This window comes from Bacillus sp. EKM420B, from assembly GCF_011065565.1.
GTDB classification, from domain to species: domain Bacteria; phylum Bacillota; class Bacilli; order Bacillales; family Bacillaceae; genus Bacillus; species Bacillus velezensis.
On record NZ_JAAMNX010000002.1, the window covers coordinates 231,809 to 257,886 of the forward strand.

At 48.1% G+C, this 26,078-nt stretch carries 27 protein-coding genes; 11 read left to right on the forward strand and 16 right to left on the reverse strand.

All coding sequences use genetic code 11. From position 1 onward, the window contains the following. Positions 1–25 precede the first annotated feature (25 nt). The 8 genes from celB (G9F48_RS06090) to G9F48_RS06125 form a co-directional block, all read right to left on the reverse strand. Positions 26–1,345, reverse strand: a complete 1,320-nt coding sequence (gene celB, locus G9F48_RS06090) for a PTS cellobiose transporter subunit IIC (protein WP_029972940.1) — start codon at positions 1,343–1,345, stop codon at positions 26–28. 18 nt (positions 1,346–1,363) lie between these two features. Further along, complete coding sequence (locus G9F48_RS06095) at positions 1,364–1,681, reverse strand: PTS lactose/cellobiose transporter subunit IIA (RefSeq protein WP_156735390.1); 318 nt, start codon at positions 1,679–1,681, stop codon at positions 1,364–1,366. 14 nt (positions 1,682–1,695) lie between these two features. Then, positions 1,696–2,007: a PTS sugar transporter subunit IIB gene (locus G9F48_RS06100; RefSeq protein WP_003150851.1), complete on the reverse strand. Its 312-nt coding sequence runs from the start codon at positions 2,005–2,007 to the stop codon at positions 1,696–1,698. A 153-nt stretch (positions 2,008–2,160) separates the two neighbouring features. After that, on the reverse strand, positions 2,161–3,459 hold the full coding sequence (locus tag G9F48_RS06105) for an arsenic transporter (RefSeq protein WP_165409219.1): 1,299 nt from the start codon (positions 3,457–3,459) through the stop codon (positions 2,161–2,163). Positions 3,460–3,472: 13 nt separating this feature from the next. Beyond that, the gene (locus G9F48_RS06110) at positions 3,473–3,823 is read right to left on the reverse strand and encodes an ArsR/SmtB family transcription factor (RefSeq protein WP_014306081.1); all 351 of its coding nucleotides are present in this window, start codon (positions 3,821–3,823) and stop codon (positions 3,473–3,475) included. A gap of 102 nt (positions 3,824–3,925) precedes the next feature. Continuing rightward, positions 3,926–4,822, reverse strand: coding sequence for an ABC transporter substrate-binding protein (locus tag G9F48_RS06115; protein ID WP_165409220.1), 897 nt, complete (start codon positions 4,820–4,822; stop codon positions 3,926–3,928). A gap of 16 nt (positions 4,823–4,838) precedes the next feature. After that, on the reverse strand, positions 4,839–5,852 hold the full coding sequence (locus G9F48_RS06120; RefSeq protein WP_165409221.1) for a FecCD family ABC transporter permease: 1,014 nt from the start codon (positions 5,850–5,852) through the stop codon (positions 4,839–4,841). Continuing rightward, positions 5,853–6,851, reverse strand: a complete 999-nt coding sequence (locus G9F48_RS06125) for a FecCD family ABC transporter permease (RefSeq protein ID WP_224443738.1) — start codon at positions 6,849–6,851, stop codon at positions 5,853–5,855. Positions 6,852–7,091: 240 nt separating this feature from the next. Between G9F48_RS06125 and G9F48_RS06130 the strand changes: the two genes are divergently transcribed. The 7 genes from G9F48_RS06130 to licH all read left to right on the forward strand — a co-directional run bounded on the left by G9F48_RS06130 (position 7,092) and on the right by licH (position 13,427). Next, the gene (locus tag G9F48_RS06130) at positions 7,092–7,682 is read left to right on the forward strand and encodes a DNA-3-methyladenine glycosylase (protein ID WP_032875710.1); all 591 of its coding nucleotides are present in this window, start codon (positions 7,092–7,094) and stop codon (positions 7,680–7,682) included. Positions 7,683–7,733: 51 nt separating this feature from the next. Beyond that, complete coding sequence (locus tag G9F48_RS19915; RefSeq protein ID WP_369719122.1) at positions 7,734–7,868, forward strand: hypothetical protein; 135 nt, start codon at positions 7,734–7,736, stop codon at positions 7,866–7,868. A gap of 146 nt (positions 7,869–8,014) precedes the next feature. Next, positions 8,015–9,970 (forward strand): transcriptional regulator LicR, encoded by a 1,956-nt coding sequence (gene licR / locus G9F48_RS06135; protein ID WP_156735393.1) that lies wholly within the window; start codon positions 8,015–8,017, stop codon positions 9,968–9,970. Between the two features lie 98 nt (positions 9,971–10,068). Then, positions 10,069–10,377, forward strand: coding sequence for a PTS lichenan transporter subunit IIB (gene licB, locus G9F48_RS06140; protein ID WP_003150863.1), 309 nt, complete (start codon positions 10,069–10,071; stop codon positions 10,375–10,377). A gap of 15 nt (positions 10,378–10,392) precedes the next feature. After that, complete coding sequence (gene celB / locus G9F48_RS06145) at positions 10,393–11,751, forward strand: PTS cellobiose transporter subunit IIC (protein ID WP_156735394.1); 1,359 nt, start codon at positions 10,393–10,395, stop codon at positions 11,749–11,751. A gap of 18 nt (positions 11,752–11,769) precedes the next feature. Beyond that, positions 11,770–12,102 carry a PTS lichenan transporter subunit IIA gene (gene licA / locus G9F48_RS06150; RefSeq protein WP_003150867.1) on the forward strand — a complete coding sequence of 111 codons (333 nt, stop codon included), beginning with the start codon at positions 11,770–11,772 and terminating at the stop codon, positions 12,100–12,102. After that, the gene (licH, locus tag G9F48_RS06155; protein ID WP_003150870.1) at positions 12,099–13,427 is read left to right on the forward strand and encodes a 6-phospho-beta-glucosidase LicH; all 1,329 of its coding nucleotides are present in this window, start codon (positions 12,099–12,101) and stop codon (positions 13,425–13,427) included. The genes licA and licH overlap by 4 nt, the downstream gene beginning before the upstream one ends. A gap of 38 nt (positions 13,428–13,465) precedes the next feature. Here the strand turns inward: licH and G9F48_RS06160 are convergent, their stop codons facing one another. The 6 genes from G9F48_RS06160 to G9F48_RS06185 form a co-directional block, all read right to left on the reverse strand. Then, the gene (locus G9F48_RS06160; protein ID WP_032857213.1) at positions 13,466–14,557 is read right to left on the reverse strand and encodes a branched-chain amino acid aminotransferase; all 1,092 of its coding nucleotides are present in this window, start codon (positions 14,555–14,557) and stop codon (positions 13,466–13,468) included. Between the two features lie 183 nt (positions 14,558–14,740). Further along, positions 14,741–15,919 (reverse strand): D-alanyl-lipoteichoic acid biosynthesis protein DltD, encoded by a 1,179-nt coding sequence (gene dltD / locus G9F48_RS06165; protein ID WP_165409222.1) that lies wholly within the window; start codon positions 15,917–15,919, stop codon positions 14,741–14,743. Continuing rightward, the gene (dltC, locus tag G9F48_RS06170; RefSeq protein ID WP_003150875.1) at positions 15,920–16,156 is read right to left on the reverse strand and encodes a D-alanine--poly(phosphoribitol) ligase subunit 2; all 237 of its coding nucleotides are present in this window, start codon (positions 16,154–16,156) and stop codon (positions 15,920–15,922) included. Positions 16,157–16,172: 16 nt separating this feature from the next. Continuing rightward, positions 16,173–17,354 (reverse strand): D-alanyl-lipoteichoic acid biosynthesis protein DltB, encoded by a 1,182-nt coding sequence (gene dltB / locus G9F48_RS06175; protein ID WP_012118762.1) that lies wholly within the window; start codon positions 17,352–17,354, stop codon positions 16,173–16,175. Continuing rightward, positions 17,351–18,862: a D-alanine--poly(phosphoribitol) ligase subunit DltA gene (dltA, locus tag G9F48_RS06180; RefSeq protein WP_070082563.1), complete on the reverse strand. Its 1,512-nt coding sequence runs from the start codon at positions 18,860–18,862 to the stop codon at positions 17,351–17,353. The genes dltB and dltA overlap by 4 nt, the downstream gene beginning before the upstream one ends. Positions 18,863–18,877: 15 nt before the next feature. Further along, positions 18,878–19,027, reverse strand: a complete 150-nt coding sequence (locus G9F48_RS06185; protein ID WP_003150882.1) for a teichoic acid D-Ala incorporation-associated protein DltX — start codon at positions 19,025–19,027, stop codon at positions 18,878–18,880. A gap of 443 nt (positions 19,028–19,470) precedes the next feature. On the opposite strand from G9F48_RS06185, the gene G9F48_RS06190 reads away from it, so the two are divergent. The 3 genes from G9F48_RS06190 (at position 19,471) to G9F48_RS06200 (ending at position 22,291) form a co-directional block, all read left to right on the forward strand. After that, a complete protein-coding gene (locus G9F48_RS06190) occupies positions 19,471–20,406 on the forward strand; it encodes a 1,4-dihydroxy-2-naphthoate polyprenyltransferase (protein ID WP_003150884.1) in 936 nt (311 codons plus the stop codon). Positions 20,407–20,537: 131 nt separating this feature from the next. Beyond that, entirely contained in the window at positions 20,538–21,170 is a 633-nt protein-coding gene (locus tag G9F48_RS06195; protein ID WP_102422064.1) for a GTP pyrophosphokinase, read from the forward strand. Positions 21,171–21,430: 260 nt separating this feature from the next. Then, on the forward strand, positions 21,431–22,291 hold the full coding sequence (locus tag G9F48_RS06200) for a glycosyltransferase family 8 protein (protein WP_003150888.1): 861 nt from the start codon (positions 21,431–21,433) through the stop codon (positions 22,289–22,291). A gap of 56 nt (positions 22,292–22,347) precedes the next feature. Here the strand turns inward: G9F48_RS06200 and G9F48_RS06205 are convergent, their stop codons facing one another. Further along, complete coding sequence (locus G9F48_RS06205; protein ID WP_165409223.1) at positions 22,348–24,093, reverse strand: S8 family peptidase; 1,746 nt, start codon at positions 24,091–24,093, stop codon at positions 22,348–22,350. Positions 24,094–24,254: 161 nt separating this feature from the next. Here G9F48_RS06205 and celB (G9F48_RS06210) point away from each other — a divergent pair, with 161 nt between their 5' ends. Continuing rightward, positions 24,255–25,589, forward strand: coding sequence for a PTS cellobiose transporter subunit IIC (celB, locus tag G9F48_RS06210; RefSeq protein ID WP_015387525.1), 1,335 nt, complete (start codon positions 24,255–24,257; stop codon positions 25,587–25,589). 27 nt (positions 25,590–25,616) lie between these two features. On the opposite strand, the gene G9F48_RS06215 is transcribed toward celB (G9F48_RS06210), so the two are convergent. Continuing rightward, complete coding sequence (locus tag G9F48_RS06215) at positions 25,617–26,000, reverse strand: VOC family protein (RefSeq protein WP_003150894.1); 384 nt, start codon at positions 25,998–26,000, stop codon at positions 25,617–25,619. Positions 26,001–26,078: the final 78 nt, after the last annotated feature.

Consider the following 26,078-nt stretch of genomic DNA (forward strand, 5'->3'; position numbering starts at 1 on the left):
TTTCTCTCCCTTACTGCGATTTTGATTACATACTCATGCTGTCATCCCGGGCATGCTGCTCGGTCTCGGCTTCTTTTTCCTTTGCCATATTTAATTTGTCCAGCGCTTTAAGAAACGGGAACCAGATGACAAACACAATACAGAGGTTGACCAGTTGCATAATGCCGCCCATGACAGAATTGGTCGCCATAATCCCGTTAATGAAAAGGGGGACGGTCCAGGGCACGGTCACGCCGGTAGGAGGGGGCACGATCCCCGCCGACATGGCCAGGTAGGTGACGAGCGTGACAACCATCGGTGCGATCACCCACGGAATGATAATGATCGGGTTCATCACGATCGGCAAACCGAAAATAACCGGCTCATTGACGTTGAAAATGCCCGGCGCGAGACCGAGTTTGGATATCTGTTTCATCTGTTTGCTTTTCATAAAAAGCAAGATGGTGATCACTATGGCCAATGTCATTCCGGTTCCGCCCATTCCGACGGTGTAAATCTCCATAAACGGCTTAGAAATAATATGGGGAATCTCTTTTCCCGCTGTATACGCAGCCAAATTTTCGACCTGTAATGTATTCCAGATCGGGTCCATCACGGAATTGATAATGATCTGTCCGTGAAGTCCGAAAAACCATAAAATCTGAATAAAGAAAACAGCGATTAATGTAGGAATGATGCCGCTTCCAAGTCCGACAAGCGGGGCTTGGACCGTATGATAAATGACATCATGCAGATTGGTGTGAAAGATCTGGGTGACAGCCGCATTGATCAAGAGGAAGACGGTAAGCGTGATAAAAGCCGGAATCAATGCGGCGAACGATTTAGCAACAGCCGGAGGAACACCGGCAGGCATCTTAATCGTTAAGTTTCTCTGGACGATTCTTCTGTAGATTTCACCTGACAAAAACGCGGTCATCATGCCGAGAAACATCCCTTTTGCTCCAAGCCGGTCAACCGGAATGACGCCTGCGACCGCTTTGCCCGTTTCCGGTTCTAAGACGAACGGGGTGAGCAGCAGAAAAGAAACCAATGCGATCGCTCCGCCGAATACGGCCTCCACTTCGTAGCTTTTGGAAAGGTAATAGCCGATCCCGAAGACGACAAAAATGGACATAATCCCCATCGTCGCCGTCGAAGCGCCGCCAAATCCGGATTGAAAGACAGACAGGGCGGAGCTGCTCATGATTTTGTTTAAAAACGGCAGGTTCGTCAGCACGACGAACACCGAACCGAAAATGGTCAGCGGAAACGCCAGCATAAAAGCATCCCGTAAAACTTGCAAATAGCGGTTATTGTTTAATTTGCCCGCGATCGGAACAAGGAATTGGCTGATTTTCTCAAACACGTCTTCACCCCCGGCTTTTTATAAATTTTTTGATTGAAATAAGTCGAGCATTTCTTTGACGAGCTCTTTCATTGAAAGCGCTGACATTAAGTGATCTTCAGCATGCATAAAAAGCAGAGAGACATCCGTTTTGGTGCCGCCGGCTTCTTTTTGAATCATCTGAAAATGGATGTCGTGCGCTTTTCCCAGTTCTTCTTCAGCCTTTGTCAGAAAGGTGTCTGACTCATCTGGCCGGCCGTCTTTATAAGCGCGTATCGATTGAATAATACAGCTGCGGGCATTGCCGCTGTGAAGAATCAGCTGAAAACTGATCTGTTCATCCGTGTACGTTTCCATGCTTATCGCCTCCTTTATTTGTTCTCTATCAAGGCAACGGCCTGTTCGTATGCTTTTTTGCCGTCTCCCATGCCGTATGCCATCATATCAATCACATCAACGGTGATGTGAAGCGGGTCCGCCTCTTTTTGAAGCTCGCCTTTTAAAAAACTCATCTGCGGGCCGATCAGTACGACGTCTGCGTCTTTCATCGCTTCTTTTGCTTTATCCTGTCCGACTGCCCAAATCTCGGCCTCCTCACCGATGGAGCTGGCGTAATTCTGCATTTTCGTGACAAGAAGGCTGGTGGACATGCCTGAGCTGCAGGCTAATAAAATTCTTTTCATGAGGAATCCCTTCTTTCATAAAGTTAAAACGTTTTCATGAATATTATAATCTTTTGAAATTAAATGTCTATACTTTTAAAATATAAAAGTTTAACTTTTCGGATTTTTGACACAAAAAAACCTTTTAAGATTCAACTTAAAAGGTTTTTCACCTCAAGCGAGCCATAACAGCCATAAATAAAGTCCGATCAGGGTGATGAATAACGTCGGAATGGTTAATATCAGACCTGTTTTGAAATACATTCCCCAGGAAATTTTCACGTTTTTCCGGCTTAGCACGTGGAGCCATAACAATGTCGCCAGCGACCCGATCGGCGTGATTTTCGGCCCAAGGTCAGAACCGATAACATTCGCGTAAATCAATGCTTCTCTCATCAGCCCGTGAGTGTCCGTTCCGCTGATGGCTATGGCGTCAATCATCACCGTCGGCAGGTTATTCATAACGGAGGAGAGGATCGCAGCGATAAAACCCATTCCGAGTGTGCCCGCAAACAACCCGTGATCCGCCGCTTTCTGAATAAGCTGAGAAAGAAGATCCGTCAGTCCGGCATTCCGCAAGCCGTACACGACAACATACATGCCGACAGAAAAAAACACGATGGCCCACGGGGCGTCCTTGATGACTTGTTTCGCAGGGACGGCGGGGCTTCGCTGCGCCAGAATGAGAAAAATGACCGCGATGGAGCCGGCAACGAAGGAAACGGGTATCGACAGCAGCGCGCTGACGAAATACCCGATCAATAAAACGGCCAGGACAGCCCACGATAACCGGAAAAGGCGCTCATCCTTAATGGCGGATGCAGGATATTTCACAAGGCCGGTGTCAAACCGTTTCGGAATGTTTTTTCTGAAATAGAGATACAGCACCAAAATGCTGGCCGCCAGAGAAAAAAGGTTGGGCACCAGCATGCGTGATGCATATTCAATGTATCCGATATGAAAGTAATCGGCGGATACGATATTGACCAAATTGCTGACCACGAGCGGGAGCGAGGTGGTGTCGGCGATGAATCCTCCGGCGATAATAAACGGAAAAACCAGTTTTTCAGGTAAATTCAAAGCCCGCACCATCGCCAGTACGATCGGCGTCAAAATGAGCGCCGCTCCGTCATTGGCAAACAGGGCGGAGACAACAGCCCCTAAGACCGACACATAGAGAAACATCCGCAGCCCGCTGCCTTTGGCCGCCATGGCCATATGCAGCGCGGCCCACTCAAAAAAACCGATACTGTCAAGAATTAATGAAATGATAATAATGGCGATAAAGGCGAGTGTCGCATTCCAGACGATCCCCGTCACTTCCGCGATATCGTGCAGGCTGACTGCTCCGGCGATCAAAGCGAGGACCGCTCCGCCGCAGGCAGACCAGCCGATTGATATATGTTTCGGCTGCCATATGACAAACACAAGTGTCAGCACAAAAATCAGCGCTGATAAAACCGCAACTCCCAAGAATATATCCCCCTTACCGGCATGTAACAGTGACTTCTTTTTGCCGCAATGTCTGTAAAACTTCGTCCTTTTCATCTATCTGCTGCAGAATCGAGCAAACCAGCGCGTATTCCGGTCCGGACGGATGAATGGCATAGTACCGCCACTGGCCCTCGCGTCTTTCCCGCACAAGGCCGGCGTTCTTTAATTTCCGCAAGTGCTGGCTGATGCCGGGCTGACTTATATGAAAAATAGCCGTCAGCTCGCAGACACAATATTCTTTATCCTCCAGAAGCTTCAGCATCAAAAGCCTCGTCGGGTCGCTTAGAAGTTTGAGGCACTGGCTGATCCCTTCGGAACTTAAAGCATTATGCCGCCGTTCCATGCGCTCACTCCTTTTTTACACTATTATATAAGCGAATGTTTATATAAGTAAACGGTAATATAAAAAAGCCGGTCTTGCACTTTTCGCAAAACCGGCTCATGTTTATTTTTGGAACAGTTTTTTCGCTTCATCCATTGCTAATTTATTTCCCAGTGCCGAATAATCAAGCCAAGGCTGATCGGCAATTTTATAGACATGGTTTGCTTTCACGGCCTTAAGCCCTTTCCATACAGCGCTTTTTTGCAATTCTTTATAAGCTTGCTGTGACTTGTCGTCTCTGTTAACGACCACGAAAATCGCATCTGCGTTGTAATCAGGCAGCACTTCTTGAGAAATGACTTCATAAGGGCGGGAGGTGTTCATTTCTTTAATGCCGTCAGCCGGTTTCAGCTTCAGATCGTCAAACAGAATCGGTCCCATCGGGCGGCGTGTGCTGAAGACGCGAAGCTCTTTTGCGTTCACGCGGATCGCCATGACTTTGGCGTTTTTCCCTAATTCCTTATTCATCATGCATCTGACTTGTTTTGTTTCATCTTCGTAATCTTGAATAAATGTTTTCGCTTCTTTTTCACGGTTGACGATTTTTCCGATGTCTTTTAAATGATCGCGCCATGTGCCTTTATCAAGGTCGAAAACGTGTGTGTTTCCGATTTTCTTGTATTTTGACACATCTTTTCCCGCAAATTCTTTATCAAGATAAATGTTGTCTGGATTCAGCTCAAGTAAAGCTTCCATATCCGGGTCTGATGCAGGTCCGAGTTTTTTCGTGTCTTTCAGCTGATTTTTCACATGAGGGAGAAAATCTTTTAATTCTCCGCCCACGACGGAACCGGCAGGTGTAACGCCGAGAGCCAGCAGATCATTTGTCAGGTGAATGGACATCGAAGCGATTTTATGATCACCGGATTTCTTTTTTGACTCCGGCTGTGATGAATCGGATTGGCAGGCAGCCAGTAAGAAAATACACATGAAACTGATGAGCGCAATTGTTTTTTTCATGGGAATACTCCTTGTTTTATGATTTGATTTTCATGACGAGATAGAGAAAATACGGCGCGCCGATGGCTGCCGCAACCACGCCGGCCGGAATGGCATTCGGCTGAAACAAAGACCGGCCGATGGTGTCTGCCGCGACAAGAATGACAAGGCCGATTAATCCCGCAATCGGAATAATATGCTGATGCATGGTGCCGACGAGCCGTCTTGCCAAGTGAGGGGCGGCAAAGCCGATAAAGCCGATTCCGCCGGCCATCGCGACGCTCGCGCAGGACAAGCCGACCGCTATGGCGATCAGCATGATCCTTTTTCTCTGCACGTGTGCGCCGAGCCCCGCCGCTGCCTGGTCACCGAGCATTAAAATATTCAAAGACCGGGCGTTTAGCCATGCAAGCGGTGCGAGAATGCCGATCCAGGGCAATAGCGACCACACGTGAATCCAATCTCTGCCCCAGACGTTTCCCACCAGCCAGCGGGAAGCGAAGGTATAAGTTTCTTCATTCAGGCGCAGCGACATAAACAATGTAACGGCGCTGAAGCCCGCGGAAACGGCGATCCCGACCAACAGCATGCGGATCGTTAAAAAACCGTTCAGCCTGTCGTACGTAAGCACTACGATCAGCAGGGCGGCGAGTGTTCCGCCCGCAAACGTAAACAGCGGGATGAACATCGACGCCTGCGCCTCCAGGGAATGAAAGAATGTGATATACATCATCAAACCGAAGGAAGCGCCGGCATGCAGTCCGAGAATGCCCGGATCGGCAAGCGGATTTCGGGATACACCCTGCAAAACAGCGCCCGACACGCCTAAGCCGATGCCGGCCAGCATCGTCACCAGTATCCGGGGGAGCCGGTAATCGAATAAAACGGTTGTGCTTTGAAACGTGCCGTATCCGAACAGCGTTTTTCCCACGGTGAGGGGAGAAAGCCGGAATGAGCCCGTGTGCAGCCCGATCAGAATAATGCAAACGGCGATGACCAGCAGAACGAGACCTGCCGACGCCGCTTTTTTTGTTTCTTTCTGCACTTTCATTTATAAGTCTCTCCCTTCCTTGCGGGCAATATAAAGAAAGAAAGGGACACCGACAAGTGCGACCATGATGCCTATCGCCAATTCTCTCGGGGGACTGACCGTGCGTGAGGCCAAGTCGGCCAAAATCAAAAGAATCGCGCCGAGCAACGCGGACATCGGAATAATCAGCCTGTACGTAACGCCGACGATCTTGCGGGCGATATGAGGAATGACCAGCCCGACAAAGCCGATCGCGCCGGCAGCGGAAACAGACACACCGGCAAGAACGACGGCGATCATTAATCCCGCGGCACGCGTCAGAGCCGTGTTCACCCCTAAATTCGCCGCCACGTCATTTCCCATTGAGAGAAGGGTGACGGACCGGCCCATGAATGTCGCGAGAATGATGAAGACCGCAATCACGGGAACAAGGACTTGTAAATGAGCCCACTTGATCCCCGACACCCCGCCGGCGTACCAGAAGGCCAAATCCTGGCTTAAATCGTAATAAATCGCCACACCGGTACTGAGTGAATGTAAAAGCGCGGCCACGACCGCCCCGGCAAGCGTCACCTTTAAAGGTGTCATGCTGCCTTTTCCCGCCGCACTGATAAAGAAAATCAAGCCGGTGCTTGCCAGTGCTCCCAAAAATGACATCACCATCAGCAGGGCGTATGACAAATGAGGGAAAAAAGCAAAGCTGAGCGCAACAACAAACATGGCGCCCGCATTTACGCCTAAGACACCCGAATCGGCAAGCGGGTTTCTCGTGACACCCTGCATGAGGGCGCCGGCTGCGGCAAAAGCGGCTCCTGTAACGGCCGCGCCGAGCACTCTCGGAAGACGCAATTCATGAATGATCTGCTGGCCCGTCATGTTCGGATTGTAATCAGCAACAGCCGACCAAACCGTATGTAAAGTAATGTCTTTCGCGCCGAATGAGACGGCGAAAAAAATAGAAACAAGCAGCCCGATCACCGCGATCAGGAAGAAAACCCCGTTTTTTAAGATGCTGATCAGACGGCTTGCGGACGTGACAGAATCGCTCAAAAATCAATTCACCTACTTTTATGATCATTGTCCGGTATTTATTGAACATGAGAATCATTTTCATTTGAACCATCATATTATACCGGGCCGATTTTTAAAACGCAATAGAGTGTTCAACAATGATGCCTTTTTTCTTTCATGTTTATATTGTAAAAAAGAAGTGAAAAACGTGAAAGAGGAAATCGCTATATTCAGAAAGGGGGGAGACAAATGGCGGGAGAACGAAAGCCTTTGCCGATTGAATTTTACCAAAGGCCGTCAGTGGAGCTTGCTCCTTTATTGCTCGGCTGTCTCTTAGTAAAAGAGACGGATGAGGGAACGGCTTCAGGTTTTATCGTAGAAACGGAAGCTTATATGGGAGCGGATGACCGGGCGGCGCACAGCTTCGGCAACCGGCGCACGAAACGGACGGAAATTATGTTCCATGAGGCGGGCCGCATTTATACATACGTCATGCACACTCATACATTAATGAACGTCGTCGCCGCGGACATCGGCATTCCGCAGGCCGTGTTAATCAGGGCGGCAGAGCCTCATGAAGGACAGTTCCTGATGGAGAGCAGGAGACCGGGCAGACCCCCGAGAGAGTGGACAAACGGCCCGGGAAAACTGACGAAGGCGATGGGCATTTCAATGAACGACTACGGCGGCATGATCACGGAACCGCCGCTGTATATTACGGAGGGCTTTACGCCTGAACATATATCAACAGGCCCGAGAATCGGGATTGACAACAGCGGAGAAGCCCGGGATTATCCGTGGCGCTATTGGGTGACGGGGAACCGGTATGTCTCACGCTGACCATGTTTATAAACGCTGATAACAGGGGAAAGACAAGGTAAAAGAAAGGGGATTCAGACATTGAAAAAATTTTTCAAAACGATTATCAAATGGGCGCCCGTCATCTATCCGATCATCAGAAAAATCATAAAAGAACGGAAGGCATCTAAGCGGAACCGCATGTCCGCATCCCGAACAGCCGGCTGATCCGGCTGTTTTTTTACGGGCTTGGCATCGGATTGCCGCATTGACTTGAAATCCTCCCCATTATAGAATTTACATACATTTACCCCTTCCTCATTCTTTTTGCCCATTTTTCACGTCTGCATCTGATCTGATAGGAGGTTTTTCTCATGCTTCATGGGCGGCTTCGTGAACTTCTGCGCTTGCTTTTAGCTGCTGAAACACCGGTTACAAGCTCAGTCATCGCTGCAAATGTAAAGGTAACGACGCGGACGGTCCGCAATGACATAAAGGAACTGCAAACCATTGTAGAAAAACACGGCGCATCCATTCAATCTGTCAGGGGGAGCGGCTATAAGCTGCTGATCCGGAATGAGCAGCCGTTTAAAAACTGGCTTCAGGACAATTTCCAGCAGAACAGCACCGTGCCGATTTTTCCCGATGAACGGATAGATTACCTGATGAAAAGAATGCTTCTGACCGACGGCTACCTCAAGCTGGATGACTTGGCGGAAGAACTGTTCATCAGTAAATCCACACTTCAATCTGATTTAAAAGAAGTCAAAAAACGGCTCCGCCCCTATGACATCATTTTGGAAACAAGGCCGAACTACGGCTTTAAGCTGCGCGGCGAAGAGCTCCGCCTCCGTTATTGTATGGCGGAATACTTAGTGGACGACCGCGAGCCCGAGCCTGATCTCCTGAGTGAAAAGGCCGGTATTCTGCCGAAAGACGACATTCATGTGATCCGCACAGCCATTATGAAGCAGGTTCGAAACCATAAGATCCCGCTTTCTTTCTTCGGCCTGAACAATCTCATCATCCATATCGCCATTGCCTGCAAACGAATCCGGACAGAAAACTATGTATCTCTCATTCCGGAAGATCTTCATGATATTAAGCTCGAAACAGAATATCAGTCAGCGGAAGCCATTGTAAAAGAGCTTGAATCTGCGCTTTCGGTCACCTTTCCCGAACAGGAAACCGCCTATATCGCCATTCACCTGCTCGGGACAAAGCGCATGACCCAGTCACAAATGGAAGGAAAAGAGCTTACAAGGCTGATAGACGGGGAAACCAGCCGTTTGACGGAGGCCATGATTGAAGCCATTGAGCGGGAGCTGAAGCTCGGAATCACGGACGACAATGAGCTGAAAGCGGGTCTTGCGCTCCATATCAAGCCGGCGATTAACCGAAACCGGTACGGCATGAACCTGAGAAACCCGATGCTCTCCGCCATAAAGGAGAATTATCCGCTCGCATTTGAAGCGGGAGTGATTGCGGGAATCGTGATCAAGGAGCAAACCGGCATTGATATTCATGAAAATGAGATCGGATATTTGGCGCTTCATTTCGGAGCCGCCATTGAAAGGAGAAAGACGGAACGGCCGCCTAAACGCTGTCTGATTGTCTGTGCGTCCGGCGCCGGCAGCGCGCAGCTTTTAAGAGAAAAGCTCCGTTCCCGGTTCGCAAAACGTCTTGAAATCGTCGGAACGGCTGATTACTGCAGCCTTGACCAGCTTTCCTTTGAGTCGATTGATTTTGTGATCAGCACAGTGCCGATCAAAAAAGACCTGCCTGTTCCCGTATTGAAGGTTCATACGCTGCTGGGCGGCGGGGATTTTACAAAAATCGACGCCATGCTGGAAGAAAAGCGGGAACAATTGAACTTTCTGAAACCGGAGCTGGTATTTTTGCAGCAGGATCTGGAGACGAAGGAGGACGTCATCCGTTTTCTCGGACAGCAGGTTGCAGAAGCCGGCCTCGCTTCTGATTCTCTGACCGATTCTATTTTTGAAAGGGAAGCGATTTCTCCTACGAGTTTCGGCAATCTTACGGCGATTCCGCACCCGCTCGTTCCGCAGACAGACACTACGTTTTGGGCGGTATGCACGCTGAAGAAGCCGATTGACTGGGCGGATAAGCGTGTCCAATTTGTCTGCCTGCTCTGCGTCGAGAAGGAAAGCAAAGCCGACCTCCAGCATATGTACAAATGGCTCGGCGGGATGTTGGATGATCCGGCCGCGGTAAGCCGTCTCTTAAAATGCACAACCTATCAGGAGGTTTTACGAGTATTCAGAGACAAACGATCAGAGAAAGACCGGGATACACCTTTTTTCCGTTAGCAGCGGAAAAAGCCTGAGTAGTTATGAAAGCGATTTCATAATATGATGGTACTAACATCGAGACATACAAAATATCAAACTTTCAGGAGGTCTTTTACATGAATATATTACTCGTTTGTGCAGCAGGGATGTCAACAAGCTTACTCGTCACCAAGATGGAAAAAAGCGCGCAGGAACAAGGAAAAGAATATAAAATCTGGGCGGTGTCAGGCGATTCAGTCAACCAGCATATTGATAAAGCGGACGTATTGCTGCTTGGGCCTCAAGTCCGTTATTTGCTTCCGCAGCTGAAAAAATTGGGTGAATCAAAAGGAGTGCCGGTTGAAGTCATCAATACCGTCCATTACGGCACTTGCAACGGAGCGGAGGTTCTGAAATCAGCGGAACAGCTCGGAAACGCATCGTAGAAAGGGGCGGGCCGTGTGAATAAGGTGAACCAGTTTTTAGAAGAGAAAGTCATGCCCATTGCCGGAAAAATTGCCTCCCAGCGGCATCTGCAAGCACTGCGTGACGGAATCATCCTCACCATGCCGCTTATCATCATCGGTTCGTTTTTTCTGATCATCGGCAACCTGCCGATTCCGGGATATGCGGATTTCATGGCAAATACGTTCGGAAGCGCCTGGTCTCAAAAACTGCAATATCCGGTTGATGCGACCTTTGAAATCATGGGCCTTGTCGCTGCTTTCGGAATCGCCTACCGCCTGGCTGAAAAATATGGGGTGGACGCTTTATCGGCCGGTGCGATATCGTTGGCGGCGTTTCTCTTGGCAACGCCGTACAAAATTCCGTTTCTGCCTTCCGGCGCCAAAGAGGAAATCATGGTGGGCGGCGGCATCCCGCTGTCTCTCATGGGAAGCAAAGGGCTGTTTGTCGCGATGATCATCGCCATGCTGTCGACGGAAATTTACCGCCTGATCATCCAGCGGAATTTCGTCTTCAAAATGCCGGACGGCGTGCCTCCGGCGGTCAGCAAATCATTTGTCGCTTTAATTCCCGGCTTTGCCGTCATTTTTCTGATCTGGGGTGCGCGTTTAATTGTCGAAGCGACGCCGTTTGAAAGCCTTCATAACATTGTAAGCGTTGTACTGGGGACGCCGCTCTCGATTCTCGGGGGAAGTCTCGGCGGAAGCCTGGTAGCCGAAGCGGTTCAAATGCTCTTGTGGGCGTGCGGATTACATGGGGCGAACATTGTCGGCGGCGTCATGGCACCGATCTGGTTCGGAGCGATGGATGCCAACCGGGTTGCGTTTCAGGCTGGTGATGCGCTGCCGAATATTTTCACCCAGCAGTTCTTTGAAATCTGGATCAACATCGGCGGAAGCGGCGCGACACTGGCGCTCGTGGTCACCATGTTTCTCCGTTCGCGAAGCAAGCAGATGAAGCAGCTTGGGAAACTCGCCATCGGGCCGGCTGTCTTTAATATTAATGAGCCGATTATTTTCGGAATGCCGATCGTCATGAACCCGATGCTTCTCATTCCGTTCATCATCACACCGCTTGTCACACTGGTCTTTACCTATATCGGCATGAGCACAGGCCTCGTCGCCAAACCTGCCGGCATTGCCGTCCCATGGACGATGCCGCCGATTTTCTCCGGCTATCTTGCCACGGGCGGAAAAATATCAGGGGCTGTCATGCAGGCGATTAATATCATCACAGCCTTTATCGTGTACTATCCGTTCTTCAGAATGTGGGATTCGCAAAAGCTGAAAGAAGAAAACGAACTTGAACAATCGCAGGCGCCAGCCGTACAGGGAGACGAAAAAGCCGTGCTGTAGAGAAAGGGAGTGAAACACATGAATGAAAAAATGGAACAGACCATTTTTCAGATCATCCTGCATGGCGGCAACGGCAGAAGCGCATCAATGGAAGCCATTGCCGCCGCAAAGCGGGGGGACAGAGCCATGGCCGAGGAAAAGCTTCAGGAAGCCGCAAGGGAACTGACCGAAGCCCATCATTACCAGACAGAATTGATCCAAAATGAAGCCGGCGGAGAAAAAACAGACATGACGCTTTTAATGGTGCATGCGCAAGATCATTTAATGAATGCCATGACCGTGAAAGACTTGGCCGCTGAGTTAGTCGAAATTTATGAAAAAGTGAGTTTGCAAGGGGGAGCAAAAATATGACAAAAGGAATTAAAATTGTAACGATCGGCGGAGGTTCAAGCTATACACCGGAGCTTGTGGAAGGCATCATTAAGCGCTATGAGGAACTGCCTGTCAGAGAATTATGGCTCGTCGACATTCCCGAAGGCGAGAAAAAACTCAATATCGTCGGCACGCTTGCAAAACGCATGGTCGAAAAAGCGGGTGTTCCGATAGAGATTCACCTGACGCTTGACCGGAGAGAAGCTTTGAAGGATGCGGACTTCGTGACGACTCAATTCCGCGTCGGCCTTCTTGAGGCCCGCGCCAAAGATGAACGGATTCCGTTAAAATACGGCGTAATCGGCCAGGAAACAAACGGTCCGGGCGGTTTATTCAAAGGGCTGCGCACCATCCCGGTTATTCTGGAAATCGCGAAAGACATCGAAGAGCTTTGCCCGAATGCATGGCTCGTGAATTTCACAAACCCTGCCGGCATGGTTACCGAGGCCTTGCTTCGCTACTCGAATCTGACAAAAGTCGTCGGCCTCTGCAATGTGCCGATCGGCATTAAAATGGGCGTCGCAAAAGCATTGGATGTGGATGTCAGCCGGATCGAAGTGCAATTTGCCGGGCTGAATCACATGGTCTTCGGATTAGATGTTTTCTTAGACGGCGTCAGCGTGAAGGATCAAGTCATTGAAGCCATGGGAGACCCGGAAAACGCCATGACGATGAAAAATATTTCCGGAGCGGAATGGGAGCCTGAATTCCTGAAGGCGCTCGATCTGATTCCTTGCGGCTACCACCGCTATTATTTCAAAACGAAAGAAATGCTCGAGCATGAAATAGAAGCGTCACAGACGGAGGGCACACGCGCCGAGGTCGTGCAGAAGGTTGAGAAAGAACTGTTCGAACTGTACAAAGATCCGAATCTCGCCATCAAACCGCCGCAGCTGGAAAAACGGGGCGGAGCGTACTACAGTGACGCGGCCTGCAACCTGATCAGCTCCATCTATAACGACAAACATGATATCCAACCCGTCAATACGATAAACAACGGCGCGATCGCCAGCATTCCGAATGACTCAGCGGTCGAAGTGAACTGCGTCATGACGAAAGACGGTCCGAAACCGATCGCCGTCGGTGATCTGCCGGTGTCTGTCCGCGGACTCGTCCAGCAAATCAAATCATTTGAGCGCGTCGCCGCTGAAGCAGCCGTCACGGGAGATTATCAAACGGCGCTTCTTGCGATGACGATCAACCCTCTTGTCCCGTCAGACTCCGTGGCAAAGGCCATTCTGGATGAAATGCTTGAGGCCCACAAAGAACATCTGCCCCATTTCTTTAAGTCGATTGAAGCATAAGCAGTAAAAAAACCCGGATTCGCTTCCGGGTTTTTTGCTTATTTTGATTCGCTTAGTGAGGCGACTTTCGTCGTCCAGCCGAACACGTCGGCTTCCGCGCCTTTTTGAATGCCTGTAATGGTATCATACAATTTCTTCGAGATCTCTCCGGTTTCACCGCTGCCGATGACAAGACTTTCATCATTCCAGATCAGTTCGCCGACCGGAGAAATGACCGCCGCCGTACCGGTTCCGAATGTTTCTTCCAATCGGCCGTCACGATGCGCCTGGATGATTTCATCGATCGAAATCTTCCGCTCAGACACAGTCAGTCCCCAATGTTTGAGCAGGGTGATGACGGAATTTCTCGTAATTCCTTCAAGAATGCTTCCGTTCAGCTCGGGCGTCACAATTTCGCCGCTGATTTTGAAGAAGATGTTCATGCTGCCGACTTCTTCGATGTATTTTTTCTCAATGCCGTCAAGCCATAAAACCTGGGAAAATCCCTTCTCTTCCGCAACCTGCTGCGCTTTCAGGCTTGATGCGTAGTTGCCGGCGGTTTTCGCGTTTCCGGTGCCGCCTTTGACGGCGCGCACGAATTCGTTTTCCACGGCGATTTTTACCGGTTTAATGCCTTCTTTGTAATAAGAGCCGACCGGGGAAAGAATGATAAACAGCTTGTACGTGTGGGATGCCGCTACACCGAGGAAAGGCTCAGTCGCAATAATAAACGGACGGATATAAAGGGAAGTGCCTTCCGCTTTCGGAATCCAGTCTTGGTCGATGGCTACGAGCTGTTTCAGGCCTTCAAGAACAAGCTCTTCATCAATGAGCGGGATGCAAAGGCGGTCATTTGACTGGTTCAGGCGCTCCATATTTTTCTCCGGTCTGAACAGAAGCACTTCCTGATCCTTCGTTACATACGCTTTAAGCCCTTCAAAAACGGTTTGGCCGTAATGATAAACCATGGCCGCAGGATCCATTGAGATGGACTGATAAGGGATAATTCTCGGATCATACCATCCTTGATCGGCGTCGTAATCCATAACAAACATATGGTCGGTGAAAATTCTGCCGAACGCAAGGTTATGGGGGTCCGGTTTCGGTTTTTTGGCTGAAGTCAATTCAACACGAATGTCTTGTTTCATAATGTTCTGTCTCCCTATTGGTGTTATTGTCAAACTTATTTGAAAATAATTTATATTCTATTGTATACCTTCAACAAATATTCGCAATAGTTTTCCTCAAATTTGTGAAAAAATCAAATCACATAAAAAGCAGGGGAGAGAATGCCCCCTGCGTGTTCGTTTTTACGTATTCTGTCATCACCGTGCTCAGTGAACCGTCACCTTGCCGGTTTTGTAAAACTGCTCCATTGCTTTATCGACGTACACCCAGCCCTTCCAGGCGATATGGATGGTGTCTTTCATAAAGTACGGATCATATTCGTGCCCGGATAAGTCGGCAACCTGAAAGCCCTTCGCTTTAATTTGCTTAGTGACTTTTTTGTAGTAATCAGTCCGGCCTTTTTTCGGGAAGCCGGTGTAGTCATACCATTTTCCGTTGACCGGAATAACCACGAACATCGGTTCAGCGCCGGCATCTTTCAGAATGTCCAGCATATCCTCAAAGTCGTGGTATTCGACTGATTTGGCGTACGTTCTTCCTTTGTTGATTCCTTTCACTCTCTTTACTTTCTTCTTAATCTTTTTATAAGAAGCGTCATCGATATAGAAAGGATTGGACTTGGAGCTCCGTTCTCCTAATTGAGCGGCGGCTGTTTTTAACTCTGACCACGATTTCCCTTTCAGGTTTTCAGAGATCGTCCGTTCAGGGCCCTTGGTTTCTCCCATTGAATAATAAAGATCTTTTTTCTCAAGCAGAGAATAATAAGCTTTGGCAGCCGGCATGACCGCTTTCACTTTCCATGATTGTCCGTTGACCATTCCCTTGTATAATTCAGAAAGGACGGCATCATGCTGAACAACTTTAAAACGGAGCATGCGCTTCATCATGTTCTTTTTGACCGCGGGATCAATCTGGTTATTAAATGCTAAATCCAATGCCTGAAGTGATGAAAAATTCGGCGCAAAGTGCTGTTCATCAGAACCTTTTTTGATAAACCATTGCGGAGAAACAATGAATACCAGCTTTTTGCCCTTCAGCTGCTGATAATGCGCCGCAAAGTTCACGGCGTGTATCAAGGATTGGTCTCCGCCTTTTCCGACAAGATAAGGCGTAAAGCCTTGGTTGTTCACTTGGAAATAGTTGGACGGGTGAAACTCATCCAGTCTTGAAAGCTCGGAAGAACCGAAAATCGGCATATACTTCGTGTCTTCGAACATTTTGTTTTGCAGATAGAGCCCCTGGAACATATTCGGATTTAAGGCTGCCGCCGACTCTTCGACACGTTTTTCAGGAATGAAGCGCGTAAGCCATGAAGCCGGAACTGCGATAGCTCCGACAAACAGGACAAACGCTAAAATAATTGGTCCAAAGAAACGCTTTTTCATTTACTTCAACTCAGTCAGTTTGTTTACAATGTTGTTTGGCGTATTCCACTCGTCACGGTCAAATTCAGTGATCGGCACTGTAATGCCGAAGCGGTTTTCGATGGCGACAAGCAGTTCTACAGTTCCGAAAGAATCAAGCAGTCCTTCTTCAAAGATTTCAATATCAGGATTTTCTTTTACAGCGTCCTCCTGACAAACTTCAGCTAATACGTCTAATACTTCCTGTTTAAATTCCATGTGTTTTCAATCTCCTTTAGTGATGAAATGGTTTTCCTGAGAAAATATAAAATCCGAAACATACGAAATGGAATGTGATGACGATGGCTAAAAAGGCCGTAAAACGATTGGCGGGCAGCCACTTGTATTTCTTATTCCATTTCTCAAAAAAGTTATACCCGGTCATTAATACGGCGTGGTACAGGCCGTATACAATATATTGCAGGGCGAGTCCGTGCCAGACGCCCATCAGCATGAACAGCAGGAAATACCCGATGTTCGAGACGGCCATCCGGTTCTTTATCCATTTTTTCTTTGTCATCCAGAATACAAAGCGCATAAATACGTAGTCTCTGAACCAGAAGGATAAGGACATGTGCCAGCGGTTCCAGAAGTCTTTAATGTTTTTGCTGATAAACGGCTTATTAAAGTTTTCCGGAGATTTGATACCCATAATATAGCTTACACCGACGGCAAACATCGTGTAACCCGCAAAATCAAAAAACAGGTACAAGCTGTATCCGTACATGTACAGCACATTACCCCACAGTTTGCTGTGGGTGATATGAGACAGATTCATAATGAAATACGTGTTAATCGCATATCCGATAATGAATTTGTACAAGAAACCGATAAAAATTTTATGAATGCCGGTATACAGTAAATCAGCGTATTCTCCCTTTGTCCATACTTTCTGTTCGTCCTTGGCAAATCTGCGGTATCTGTCGATCGGGCCGGAAGAAATGGTCGGGAAAAACATAATAAAGTACAAAAGGCGGTGAAGCGGCATTTTTTCTTTAATCAGTCCGTCTCTCGTTTCCATGATCAGCTGGACGCCTTTAAATGTCAAATAAGAAATTCCTAAGAAACTGATCAGGTTATGAACCGGATGATGAGGCGCCGGCGGGAAGAAAAACGGCCATAATTTAGATAAAAACAGGGGTAAAATGGACGCGATCACGGCCATACTGAAGACAAAGCCGCTGTTGGCTTTCAGTCTGTAAGCGAGATAACCCCTGATTAAAAGCACCTGCCACAGCGTAAAGATACATAGTGCGATCACGCCGTGCAGATCATGCGCGAAAATCAAAGCCAATACGATGATGGATATAAACATGTTGTATCCTTGGAATCTCTTGCCGTTCAGCCCTAAAATAATCGTCGGCAAAAGAAGGATTCCAAGTAAGATAAAGAAGAAAAACGAGCTGTAAGGCGTCATACAAGAACCTCTTCGCCAATGCGTTTACGGTCGATTTTTCCGTTCGCAGTCATTTGAATGTGATCCTGATAAATGAATTTTCTCGGAATCATGTAGGCCGGAAGCGAAGCGGCCAGTTCTTTCTTAATGGCGCTTGTCAGCTGGAATTCTTTTTCAAAATCATGTTTTTCAGGCACGATGGCGGCAATTAAATATTCGACTGGTCCGTTAGGCTGATACGGGATGACAACCGCCGTGCGCACATATTGAGACTGCCTTACATGTACTTCGATTTCCTCCAGCTCCATGCGGTAGCCGTGAAGCTTAATCTGGAAATCAAGGCGTCCTTGGCAGAAAATCTGACCATCCTGAACATAACCGGCATCACCCGTGTGATATGCCCACTGGCCGTCAATTGAGAAAAACGCTTTTTCCGTCAGAGACGGTTCACCGAGATAGCCTTTGCTCACGCTCGGGCCGGCGATGATGATTTCCCCTTTTTCTCCGTCCGGAAGCTTATTCCCGTTTTCATCCATGATGAAGATATTCATATCGGGTTTTGCAAAACCGACGGGCAGGGATTCATTTTCATCGATGATCTGCTGCGTGATTTCAACGGAGGTGACGGCAACCGTTGTTTCAGTCGGGCCGTATGTATTGAATACGCGGGCCTTCGGAAAACGGTTTAACAGTTCCTGTGCCACGGCAGCCGGAAGCGCTTCTCCGCAAAACATAAATACTTCTGCCTCAGGCAGGAGCTCCTGCGTAAAGCCGGGGTCCATCAGACACATTTGGACGAAAGACGGCGTCGATGTCCAGACGTTCAGTTTGGATTTCTCCAGCTCTTCAAATAGTACTTTCGGTTTATTGATTTTGTCTTTCGTTACGCAGTGTAGCGTACCTCCCGTTTGAAGCGACGGGAAAATGTCCATGACAGATAAATCAAAAGAAAACGGAGCTTGGTTTAAGAATGTCTTACCCCCGCCCACAGGAAAATCCCTGCAGATCCAGTCAGTGAAGCTTTGCAGGTTATCAGCCGATATCTGTACGCCCTTCGGATTTCCCGTGCTGCCGGACGTGTAAATAATATAAAACGTATCCAGCTCTTTTACCCAGTTCTCACGGCTGAGGTCTGCATCTCCGTCAGCTGCAAGCTCTTCGGGCGTAACGGTTTTAATCAGATTGCTTCCCGTATCGACTGCATCGCCCGATACGCTGATAAGCAGCTCTGCGCCTGAGCTTTCAATGATTTTGACGATCCGCTCCGCCGGAATGGAAACATCGACAGGGATGTAAGGGCGGCCCGCTTTGACGCTTCCCAAGAAAGAAACGATCATATTCGGCTCCATATGTCCGTAAACCAGGACAGGCGCTTTCGAACCGTCAGCCGTATGTTTTTGAATGCCGGACGCAACCCGCTCCGACAAATCCCATAATTCCCCGTAAGTGAGGGAATGATCTAAGGAACGAAACGCTATGGCCTGCGGCTTGGCGTCTGCGTATGTTTTTATAGCATCAAGTAGTTTCATAGTTATCCTCCCCGATTAGAAATCGTTGTAAATATAAGTGCCGGTATTCGCTGTATGAAATCCATACATCCAAAAGAGCAATACTAATATCAGAAAATAAAAGCCCGTATGAAACGTCCATTTGATCAATGTATTTTCATAAGCACGTTTTAATTTTTGCATCATATTCAAAATTCCTTCCCCGCGTATTCAATAATTACACCAGTATATGACGATTAGATTAACAAAAAGTTTCAAAATATGTCTAATATCCTAAGCTTAAAATTTCCTTAAAAATGAATGAGAAACAAAAGGATGGAAAACACGCATGTATAAATTGGAAAATGATCATACTAAAAAAGCGCTGTTCAGGCGGGATTTTTAACTTATCGTAAATATAAACGAGGTAAAAAAATTTTGGCGGCTTTTTCTTAAGCAGGCTTGTGCCGAACCCCAATGGAGAAGGGCGAAAAGCCGTTTCCGGCAGGATAGCTGATAAAGCGCCGCATCTTGTGAAATGAGGAAGAAATTATTATGATAGATAAGGTAGCAGAAAACGTGAAAACCCCAATTCAACACTACTGTTATCGGCTGACTGTGAAAGCCTTTTAATAGAAAGGAAGAGGAAAATGAATCAAAACAATATGGGGGGCAGCCAAAAGACGCCCGAGAAAGAAAGCATGGGCCGCATTTTGTGGCAGCTAACCCGCCCTCATACATTGACGGCATCGTTTGTGCCCGTACTTCTCGGCACCGTATTGGCGATGTTTTACGTAAAGGTTGATTTCCTGCTGTTTTTGGCCATGCTGTTTTCCTGCCTTTGGATCCAGATCGCCACGAACTTATTCAATGAATATTACGATTTTAAACGCGGTTTAGATACGGAGGATTCCGTCGGTATCGGCGGAGCGATCGTCCGCCACGGCATGAAGCCGAAAACAATTCTGCAGCTGGCGCTCGGCTCTTATGCGATTGCCCTCGTGCTCGGTGTTTATATCTGCATGAGCAGCAGCTGGTGGCTTGCGGCTATCGGCCTTGCCGGCATGCTGATCGGCTATCTGTATACGGGCGGCCCGCTGCCGATTGCGTATACACCGTTCGGGGAACTGTTCTCCGGCATTTGCATGGGCTCTGTATTTGTCCTTATTTCTTTCTTCATTCAGACAGGCAGAATTAATGAACAGAGCATTTTGATTTCCATCCCGATCGCCATCCTGGTCGGAGCGATTAACCTGTCCAACAATATTCGTGATATTGAGGAAGATAAAAAAGGCGGACGTAAAACGCTGGCCATTTTGATGGGGCATAGAGGGGCCGTTATGATACTGGCCGCATCTTTTGCCATCGCTTACATCTGGATCGTCGGTCTTGTCATCATGGGTTACACAAGCCCGTGGCTGTTCCTGGTCTTTTTGAGCGTGCCGAAACCCGTTCAGGCCGTGAAAGGCTTTGTGAAAAACGAAATGCCGATGAACATGATTATTGCGATGAAATCAACGGCGCAAACCAATACATTCTTCGGATTCCTGCTTTCAATCGGACTCCTGATCAGTTATTTCCGCTGATCAAATGCAAGGGCAAATGCCATAACCGGCATTTGCTTTTTTTTATGACATAATCTTCACGATATTGTAAAGAACCTGACCGCGGACTGACCCGTCTCATATATGGACAGCAAAGCAAGGAGATGAAAAAAATGGACTTGTCAACAGCCCATATGGATGATTTAAAAACGGTCATGGAAGATTGGAAAAATGAATTATTAGTTTATAAATTCGCTTTAGATGAGCTGGATACGAAGTTTTCTATCATCAGCCAGGAATATAATCTGATTCACGGGCATAACCCGATCGAGCATACAAAATCACGCGTGAAAAGTTTTGAAAGCATCGTCAATAAACTGATGCGAAAAGGCTGCGATGTGACGACGCAGGAAATGAAAGAGCATATTCATGATATCGCGGGTGTCAGGATTATCTGTTCCTTTATTTCCGATATTTATAATATCGCTGAGGTTTTGAAGCAGCATAAGGACCTGAAGATCGTAAAGGTGAAGGATTATATCAAACATCCGAAGCCGAACGGCTACCGCAGTCTGCATTTGATTATTGAAATTCCCGTTTATTTGACGAATCGTGTGGAATATGTGAAGGCGGAAATTCAAATCCGCACCATCGCCATGGATTTTTGGGCGAGCCTTGAACACAAAATTTATTACAAATTAAATAACGAAGTCCCAAAGCATCTGACCGACGAGCTGAAGGAAGCGGCGGACATCGCCCATTATTTAGACGAAAAGATGCTTGGGATTAAGAAAGAAGTCGATTAAACGATTGGACCCGTCACAACCAGCCGGACCGCTATTATACGCAGTCCGGCTGGTTGTTTTTATGTTTAGGTGTTTTCGCTTTCCCGCACGATGTATTCTGACGATGATTCAGGCTGAAATTCTGATTGAATTTGAACAGAGAATGCGAAAGATATCAAATCGCAAACAGCACATTCCCGCAGAAAAAATGTGTAAGATCGAGGTTTACTTTTTTAAAAAAGGGAAAGACATTTGTACAACAAAAAGGGAGATGAATATCAGTGGGAAAGAATGAAACAATGCATATCGTATCATGTGCCGATGATAATTATGCTCGTCATTTGGGTGGGATGTTCGCTTCTTTATTGATGAATATGGATAAAACAAGGAATGCCAAATTATATGTGATCGACGGCGGAATTACTGCCGAAAACAAGGACAAGCTTGAACAGACTGCGATGTCATTCGGGACGCCGCTTGAATTTTTAGAAGTAGACGCTGATCAATACAAGCATGCAGTCGAAAGCAGCCACATTACAAAAGCGGCTTATTACCGCATTTCTATCCCTGATTTAATTAAGGATGAGTCTGTAAAGCGGATGATTTACATCGATTGCGATGCAATTGTGATGGAAGATATTTCGGTTTTATGGGACTTGGATATTTCCCCGGCAATAGTTGCGGCGGTAGAAGATGCCGGACAGCATGAAAGACTGAAAAAAATGAATATCAGCGACACTGCCAAGTATTTTAATTCCGGTATTATGATTATAGATTTCGAACCTTGGAGAAAACAGAATATTTCTAAAAAAGTGATTGATTTTATCAATGATAACAGCTCGGAGGATTTTCTCGTGTTTCATGATCAGGACGCGCTTAACGCGATCTTATATGATCAATGGCATGAACTGCATCCGCGCTGGAACGCGCAGACGCATATTATCATGAATGAGAAAACGCCTCCTGAACTGATCGACCGTATACGTTACAGAGAAACACGTGCCGAACCGGCCATCGTCCATTTCTGCGGCGGGGACAAGCCTTGGAATACAGGCACCTCGCACCCGTATCGTGACCATTATTTCCGATATATGTCCTTTACGAAATGGAACACGATTGACCGCCCGGCCATGAACCAATAGGCAGGTGTGATGAAAACGCTTGTGAAGCCGTTGACCGGCTCACAAGCGTTTTTTTATTATTTCACCCGAATCGCACGCACGCGTTTTTGCAGGCTGGTCTTTTCGGCAGACGGCTTCAATCGGCTGACTGCCGTTTGCGCCGCTGATTTTGCTTTTTTCGTCTTGGTTTTTTCCGCCGTTTTTACTTTGTCCCTTGCCTGCTGCCGGTTGAGTTTATCTTTTATCCGGCCAAGCCGTTTTTCCAGAGCGGTTTTTTCTTTTCCCGGCTGGATTTCGCTGACTGCTTTTTGGGCTTTTGCGGTGTTGGCTTCAGAGGTCTTTTTTTCCGCCTGCTTGACGCTGGCCTCAGCTGTTTTCAAAAGGCTTGAGTTGACAGCGTTCAGCCGCTTTTGCAGCCCTTTTTTCTCTGAACCGGCCGGTAATTTGCGGATGGCGCTTTGTGCGGCGTTGACGGCGGTCTTTTTCTTTTGTTTTTCGGCAGTCCGGACTTTGTCTCTTGCGTCCGTCACATTTCTTGCCGTCTGAACTTTATTGATCCGCGCCTCGAGAGCGGTTTTTCCCTTTGACTTGGACAGTTTGCTGACTGCCGTTTTTGCTTCATTGATATCTGCCTGCTTTTTCGTCTTTTCCGCTTTTATTACGGCCCGTTCGGCAAAGCTCTTTTGCTTTGTGTGATATTGCACCAGGCCGTACCCGAATCGGCTGTCACGTCCGGGAGCACCCAGATCTTTGACGTTCTGCTGCATCTGCTGCCGGAGCTGTGTATTTGTTTCCTCCGGATATTTCTGCATGAGCAGCGCGAACATGCCGGTGACGTGCGGCGCGGCTTGAGATGTGCCGTCAGCTACGGCGTACATTTGATTCAGATACGTGCTCGTAATATTGGTGCCGGGTGCGGCAAACTCAATTTGTTTTCCGGTCGTGGAAAAAGACGCGAGCCCGTTTTTTTCAGTTGACGCTGAGACTGCCGTTACGCTGCTGTAGGCGCCCGGATAATTGACGGGTTTATTGTTGCCGTCGTTTCCTGCGGCGGCTACGATCACGATTCCTTTTTTGTAAGCTTTGTCAACGGCGTTGTGAAGACTTTTGCTGTCTGCGTTTGTCCCGAGGCTCATATTGATGATGTCCATTTTATTGGCGATCGACCAGTCGATCGCTTTAAGAAGGCTTTTAAGATCTCCCGCACCTTTTCTGTCCAATGCTTTAACCGCATATAACCGGACATCCGGCGCGATGCCGTCAATGCCGTATCCGTCATGTTTGGCCGCAATGATTCCGGCGACATGCGTCCCGTGTCCGTTGTCATCTTTGTATGAGGAAGTATAACTGACTGCGGAATAGCCTCCGGCAATGGAAAGGTCATCATGAGGGTAAATGCCGCTGTCAATGACAGCCACTTTCACCTTTTTTCCGGTCAAGCCTTCTTTCCACGCCTGCTTGACCTGAGTCGGTTCGATATCCCATTGCGGCAGCGCGTAACTGCTGCTTTGGGCCGCTGATAACGGGCGGATATCAGAACCGCCTGCTGCCTGAAAGGATACATTGTCTTCTACATATAAGATGTCAGGGTCCTGTTTCAGGTCTTTCACCGTTTGCGAATCGGCTGACACGGCGACTGCCGGGAGATGCTGATAGGTCTGTTCCACATCCGCTCCGCTGTCTATGGCGGATTCCTTGCCGTTTTGATTTTTGTACACCACGATAACGTCCCGGTCGTGCGTCTCGGCGTGCGCGGGCGCCGCGGCGGAGAACAGTCCGACGCACAAGGCCGCGGCCATTATCGGTTTCAGGGTGTGATACATTGCAATTCCCCCTTTTTCTTTATATATCGGCAGTGCGGAATTCTTTTTTTCCTGAGGGATAAGGAAAATTTCTGTATGCAAATGTAAGCGTTTCCAAAATATGATGGAGAAAATGCTTTAAGACATCTGCGCAATGAACTCAAAAAGGGGGTTTTTGATAAATGAGTACGTTCAATCGGGTCATGGAAGAAAAAATCATGCCTGTCGCCGGAAAAGTCGCCGGCCAAAGGCACTTAAGAGCTTTGCGGGACGGCATTATTTTGACTATGCCGCTTATCATCATCGGATCGGTTTTTCTGATTCTGACGAGTCTTCCGATTCCCGGTTATGCCGATTTTATGGCTGGTCTTTTCGGTGAAAATTGGGTTGAAAAGCTCGGGTATCCCGTGAATGCGTCCTTTGACATTATGGCGCTTGTCGCCGCCTTTGGGATTGCTTACCGGCTTGCGGAAAGCTATGAGGTGGATGCCCTGTCGTCGGGAGCCATTGCCCTTGCCGCCTTTTTATTGGCGACGCCGTATCAGATTCCGTTTATCCCTGACGGCTCGTCAACAGAGATTATGGTGGGAGGCGGCATTCCGATTTCGCTGCTCGGAAGCAAAGGTCTGTTTGTCGCGATGATCATTGCAATGCTGTCTACGGAAGTGTACCGGTTTATTATACAAAGAAATATCGTCATTAAGATGCCTGACGGAGTGCCGCCTGCGGTCAGCAAATCGTTCGTCGCGCTCATCCCCGGTTTCATTATTATTACGCTTGTATGGCTGGCCCGTCTGTTTATTGAAATAACTCCTTTTAAAAGTCTCCACAATGTCGTAGGCGATCTGCTGGGCACCCCGCTGTCTATTTTGGGCGGGAGTCTCGGCGGAAGTCTTATCGCCGAATTCGTGCAAATGCTGCTATGGTCGTGCGGCATACACGGCGCGTCCATAATCGGCGGCGTCATGTCGCCGATCTGGTACGGGGCGATGGACGCCAACCGTTTGGCTTTTCAGGCGGGAGAAGCGCTGCCGAGCATTTTTACGACACAGTTCTTTCAAATATGGATTAATGTCGGCGGAAGCGGAGCGACGCTTGCCCTTGTGCTGACCATGCTTGTGCGATCCAGAAGCAAACAGATGAAACAGCTCGGCCGTCTCGGCATCGGGCCCGCGATTTTTAACATTAACGAACCGATTATTTTCGGGATGCCGCTCGTCATGAATCCGCTGTTAATCGTGCCTTTTATTGTTGCGCCGCTCTTGACCATTACGGCGACGTACATCGGGATGAGCACGGGGATGGTGGCAAAACCGGCGGGAATCGCCGTGCCGTGGACGATGCCGCCGCTGATTTCCGGTTATTTGGCGACGGGCGGGAAAATCTCCGGTTCGGTCATGCAGCTGATCAATCTCCTGATTACATTTATCATTTATTATCCGTTTTTCCGAATTTGGGATCTTCAAAAATGGAGAGAGGAACGGGCGGCGGAACAAAACGTCACAGAAGAAACATAAAAAAAACGGGCGCTTTCGCCCGTTTTTTTAACGCTGGAAAAATTCGATCCATTCGCCGTCAGGTCCTTCAATGTAAAAGTAGCGGTACCCGTTCGGAAGCGTCGTGATTTCTTCATCAATGAATACGGCGCCCTGACGCTTCGCATGCGTGAACTCCGCTGCGATATCTTCAGTCAATAAAGCAACATGGTGCACTTTTCCTTCTGCGGGAAGCTCGCTGCTGTAGCCCTGGATCAGCTCAATTTCTGTCTCCGGCCCTTCTTGAAAGCCGAGAAAGGCAAGTTCAATAATGCCGTTCGTATGAGTGATACGATCCTTTAACTGCATACCGAGAACGTCTTGGTAAAAGGCGATGGATGTTTCAATATCTTTGACCATAATGCCTGTATGGTCGATTCTTTTGGCTGTCATGGTTTTCCCCCTGTTTTGAATTTTTCGGGACAATGCGGTGTTGATCATGTTTTATGGTACGATAAGAGAAAGCAAAAC

What these genes read in the sequence shown, in the direction of transcription:
- G9F48_RS06095 (WP_156735390.1), bottom strand. Translation starts at nt 1,681, where the DNA reads ATGGAAACGTACACGGATGAACAGATCAGTTTTCAGCTGATTCTTCAC.
- G9F48_RS06100 (WP_003150851.1), bottom strand. Translation starts at nt 2,007, where the DNA reads ATGAAAAGAATTTTATTAGCCTGCAGCTCAGGCATGTCCACCAGCCTT.
- G9F48_RS06110 (WP_014306081.1), bottom strand. Translation starts at nt 3,823, where the DNA reads ATGGAACGGCGGCATAATGCTTTAAGTTCCGAAGGGATCAGCCAGTGC.
- G9F48_RS06115 (WP_165409220.1), bottom strand. Translation starts at nt 4,822, where the DNA reads ATGAAAAAAACAATTGCGCTCATCAGTTTCATGTGTATTTTCTTACTG.
- G9F48_RS06120 (WP_165409221.1), bottom strand. Translation starts at nt 5,852, where the DNA reads ATGAAAGTGCAGAAAGAAACAAAAAAAGCGGCGTCGGCAGGTCTCGTT.
- G9F48_RS06130 (WP_032875710.1), top strand. Translation starts at nt 7,092, where the DNA reads ATGGCGGGAGAACGAAAGCCTTTGCCGATTGAATTTTACCAAAGGCCG.
- licR (WP_156735393.1), top strand. Translation starts at nt 8,015, where the DNA reads ATGCTTCATGGGCGGCTTCGTGAACTTCTGCGCTTGCTTTTAGCTGCT.
- licB (WP_003150863.1), top strand. Translation starts at nt 10,069, where the DNA reads ATGAATATATTACTCGTTTGTGCAGCAGGGATGTCAACAAGCTTACTC.
- licA (WP_003150867.1), top strand. Translation starts at nt 11,770, where the DNA reads ATGAATGAAAAAATGGAACAGACCATTTTTCAGATCATCCTGCATGGC.
- licH (WP_003150870.1), top strand. Translation starts at nt 12,099, where the DNA reads ATGACAAAAGGAATTAAAATTGTAACGATCGGCGGAGGTTCAAGCTAT.
- dltD (WP_165409222.1), bottom strand. Translation starts at nt 15,919, where the DNA reads ATGAAAAAGCGTTTCTTTGGACCAATTATTTTAGCGTTTGTCCTGTTT.
- dltC (WP_003150875.1), bottom strand. Translation starts at nt 16,156, where the DNA reads ATGGAATTTAAACAGGAAGTATTAGACGTATTAGCTGAAGTTTGTCAG.
- dltB (WP_012118762.1), bottom strand. Translation starts at nt 17,354, where the DNA reads ATGACGCCTTACAGCTCGTTTTTCTTCTTTATCTTACTTGGAATCCTT.
- dltA (WP_070082563.1), bottom strand. Translation starts at nt 18,862, where the DNA reads ATGAAACTACTTGATGCTATAAAAACATACGCAGACGCCAAGCCGCAG.
- G9F48_RS06185 (WP_003150882.1), bottom strand. Translation starts at nt 19,027, where the DNA reads ATGATGCAAAAATTAAAACGTGCTTATGAAAATACATTGATCAAATGG.
- G9F48_RS06190 (WP_003150884.1), top strand. Translation starts at nt 19,471, where the DNA reads ATGAATCAAAACAATATGGGGGGCAGCCAAAAGACGCCCGAGAAAGAA.
- G9F48_RS06195 (WP_102422064.1), top strand. Translation starts at nt 20,538, where the DNA reads ATGGACTTGTCAACAGCCCATATGGATGATTTAAAAACGGTCATGGAA.
- G9F48_RS06205 (WP_165409223.1), bottom strand. Translation starts at nt 24,093, where the DNA reads ATGTATCACACCCTGAAACCGATAATGGCCGCGGCCTTGTGCGTCGGA.
- celB (WP_015387525.1), top strand. Translation starts at nt 24,255, where the DNA reads ATGAGTACGTTCAATCGGGTCATGGAAGAAAAAATCATGCCTGTCGCC.
- G9F48_RS06215 (WP_003150894.1), bottom strand. Translation starts at nt 26,000, where the DNA reads ATGACAGCCAAAAGAATCGACCATACAGGCATTATGGTCAAAGATATT.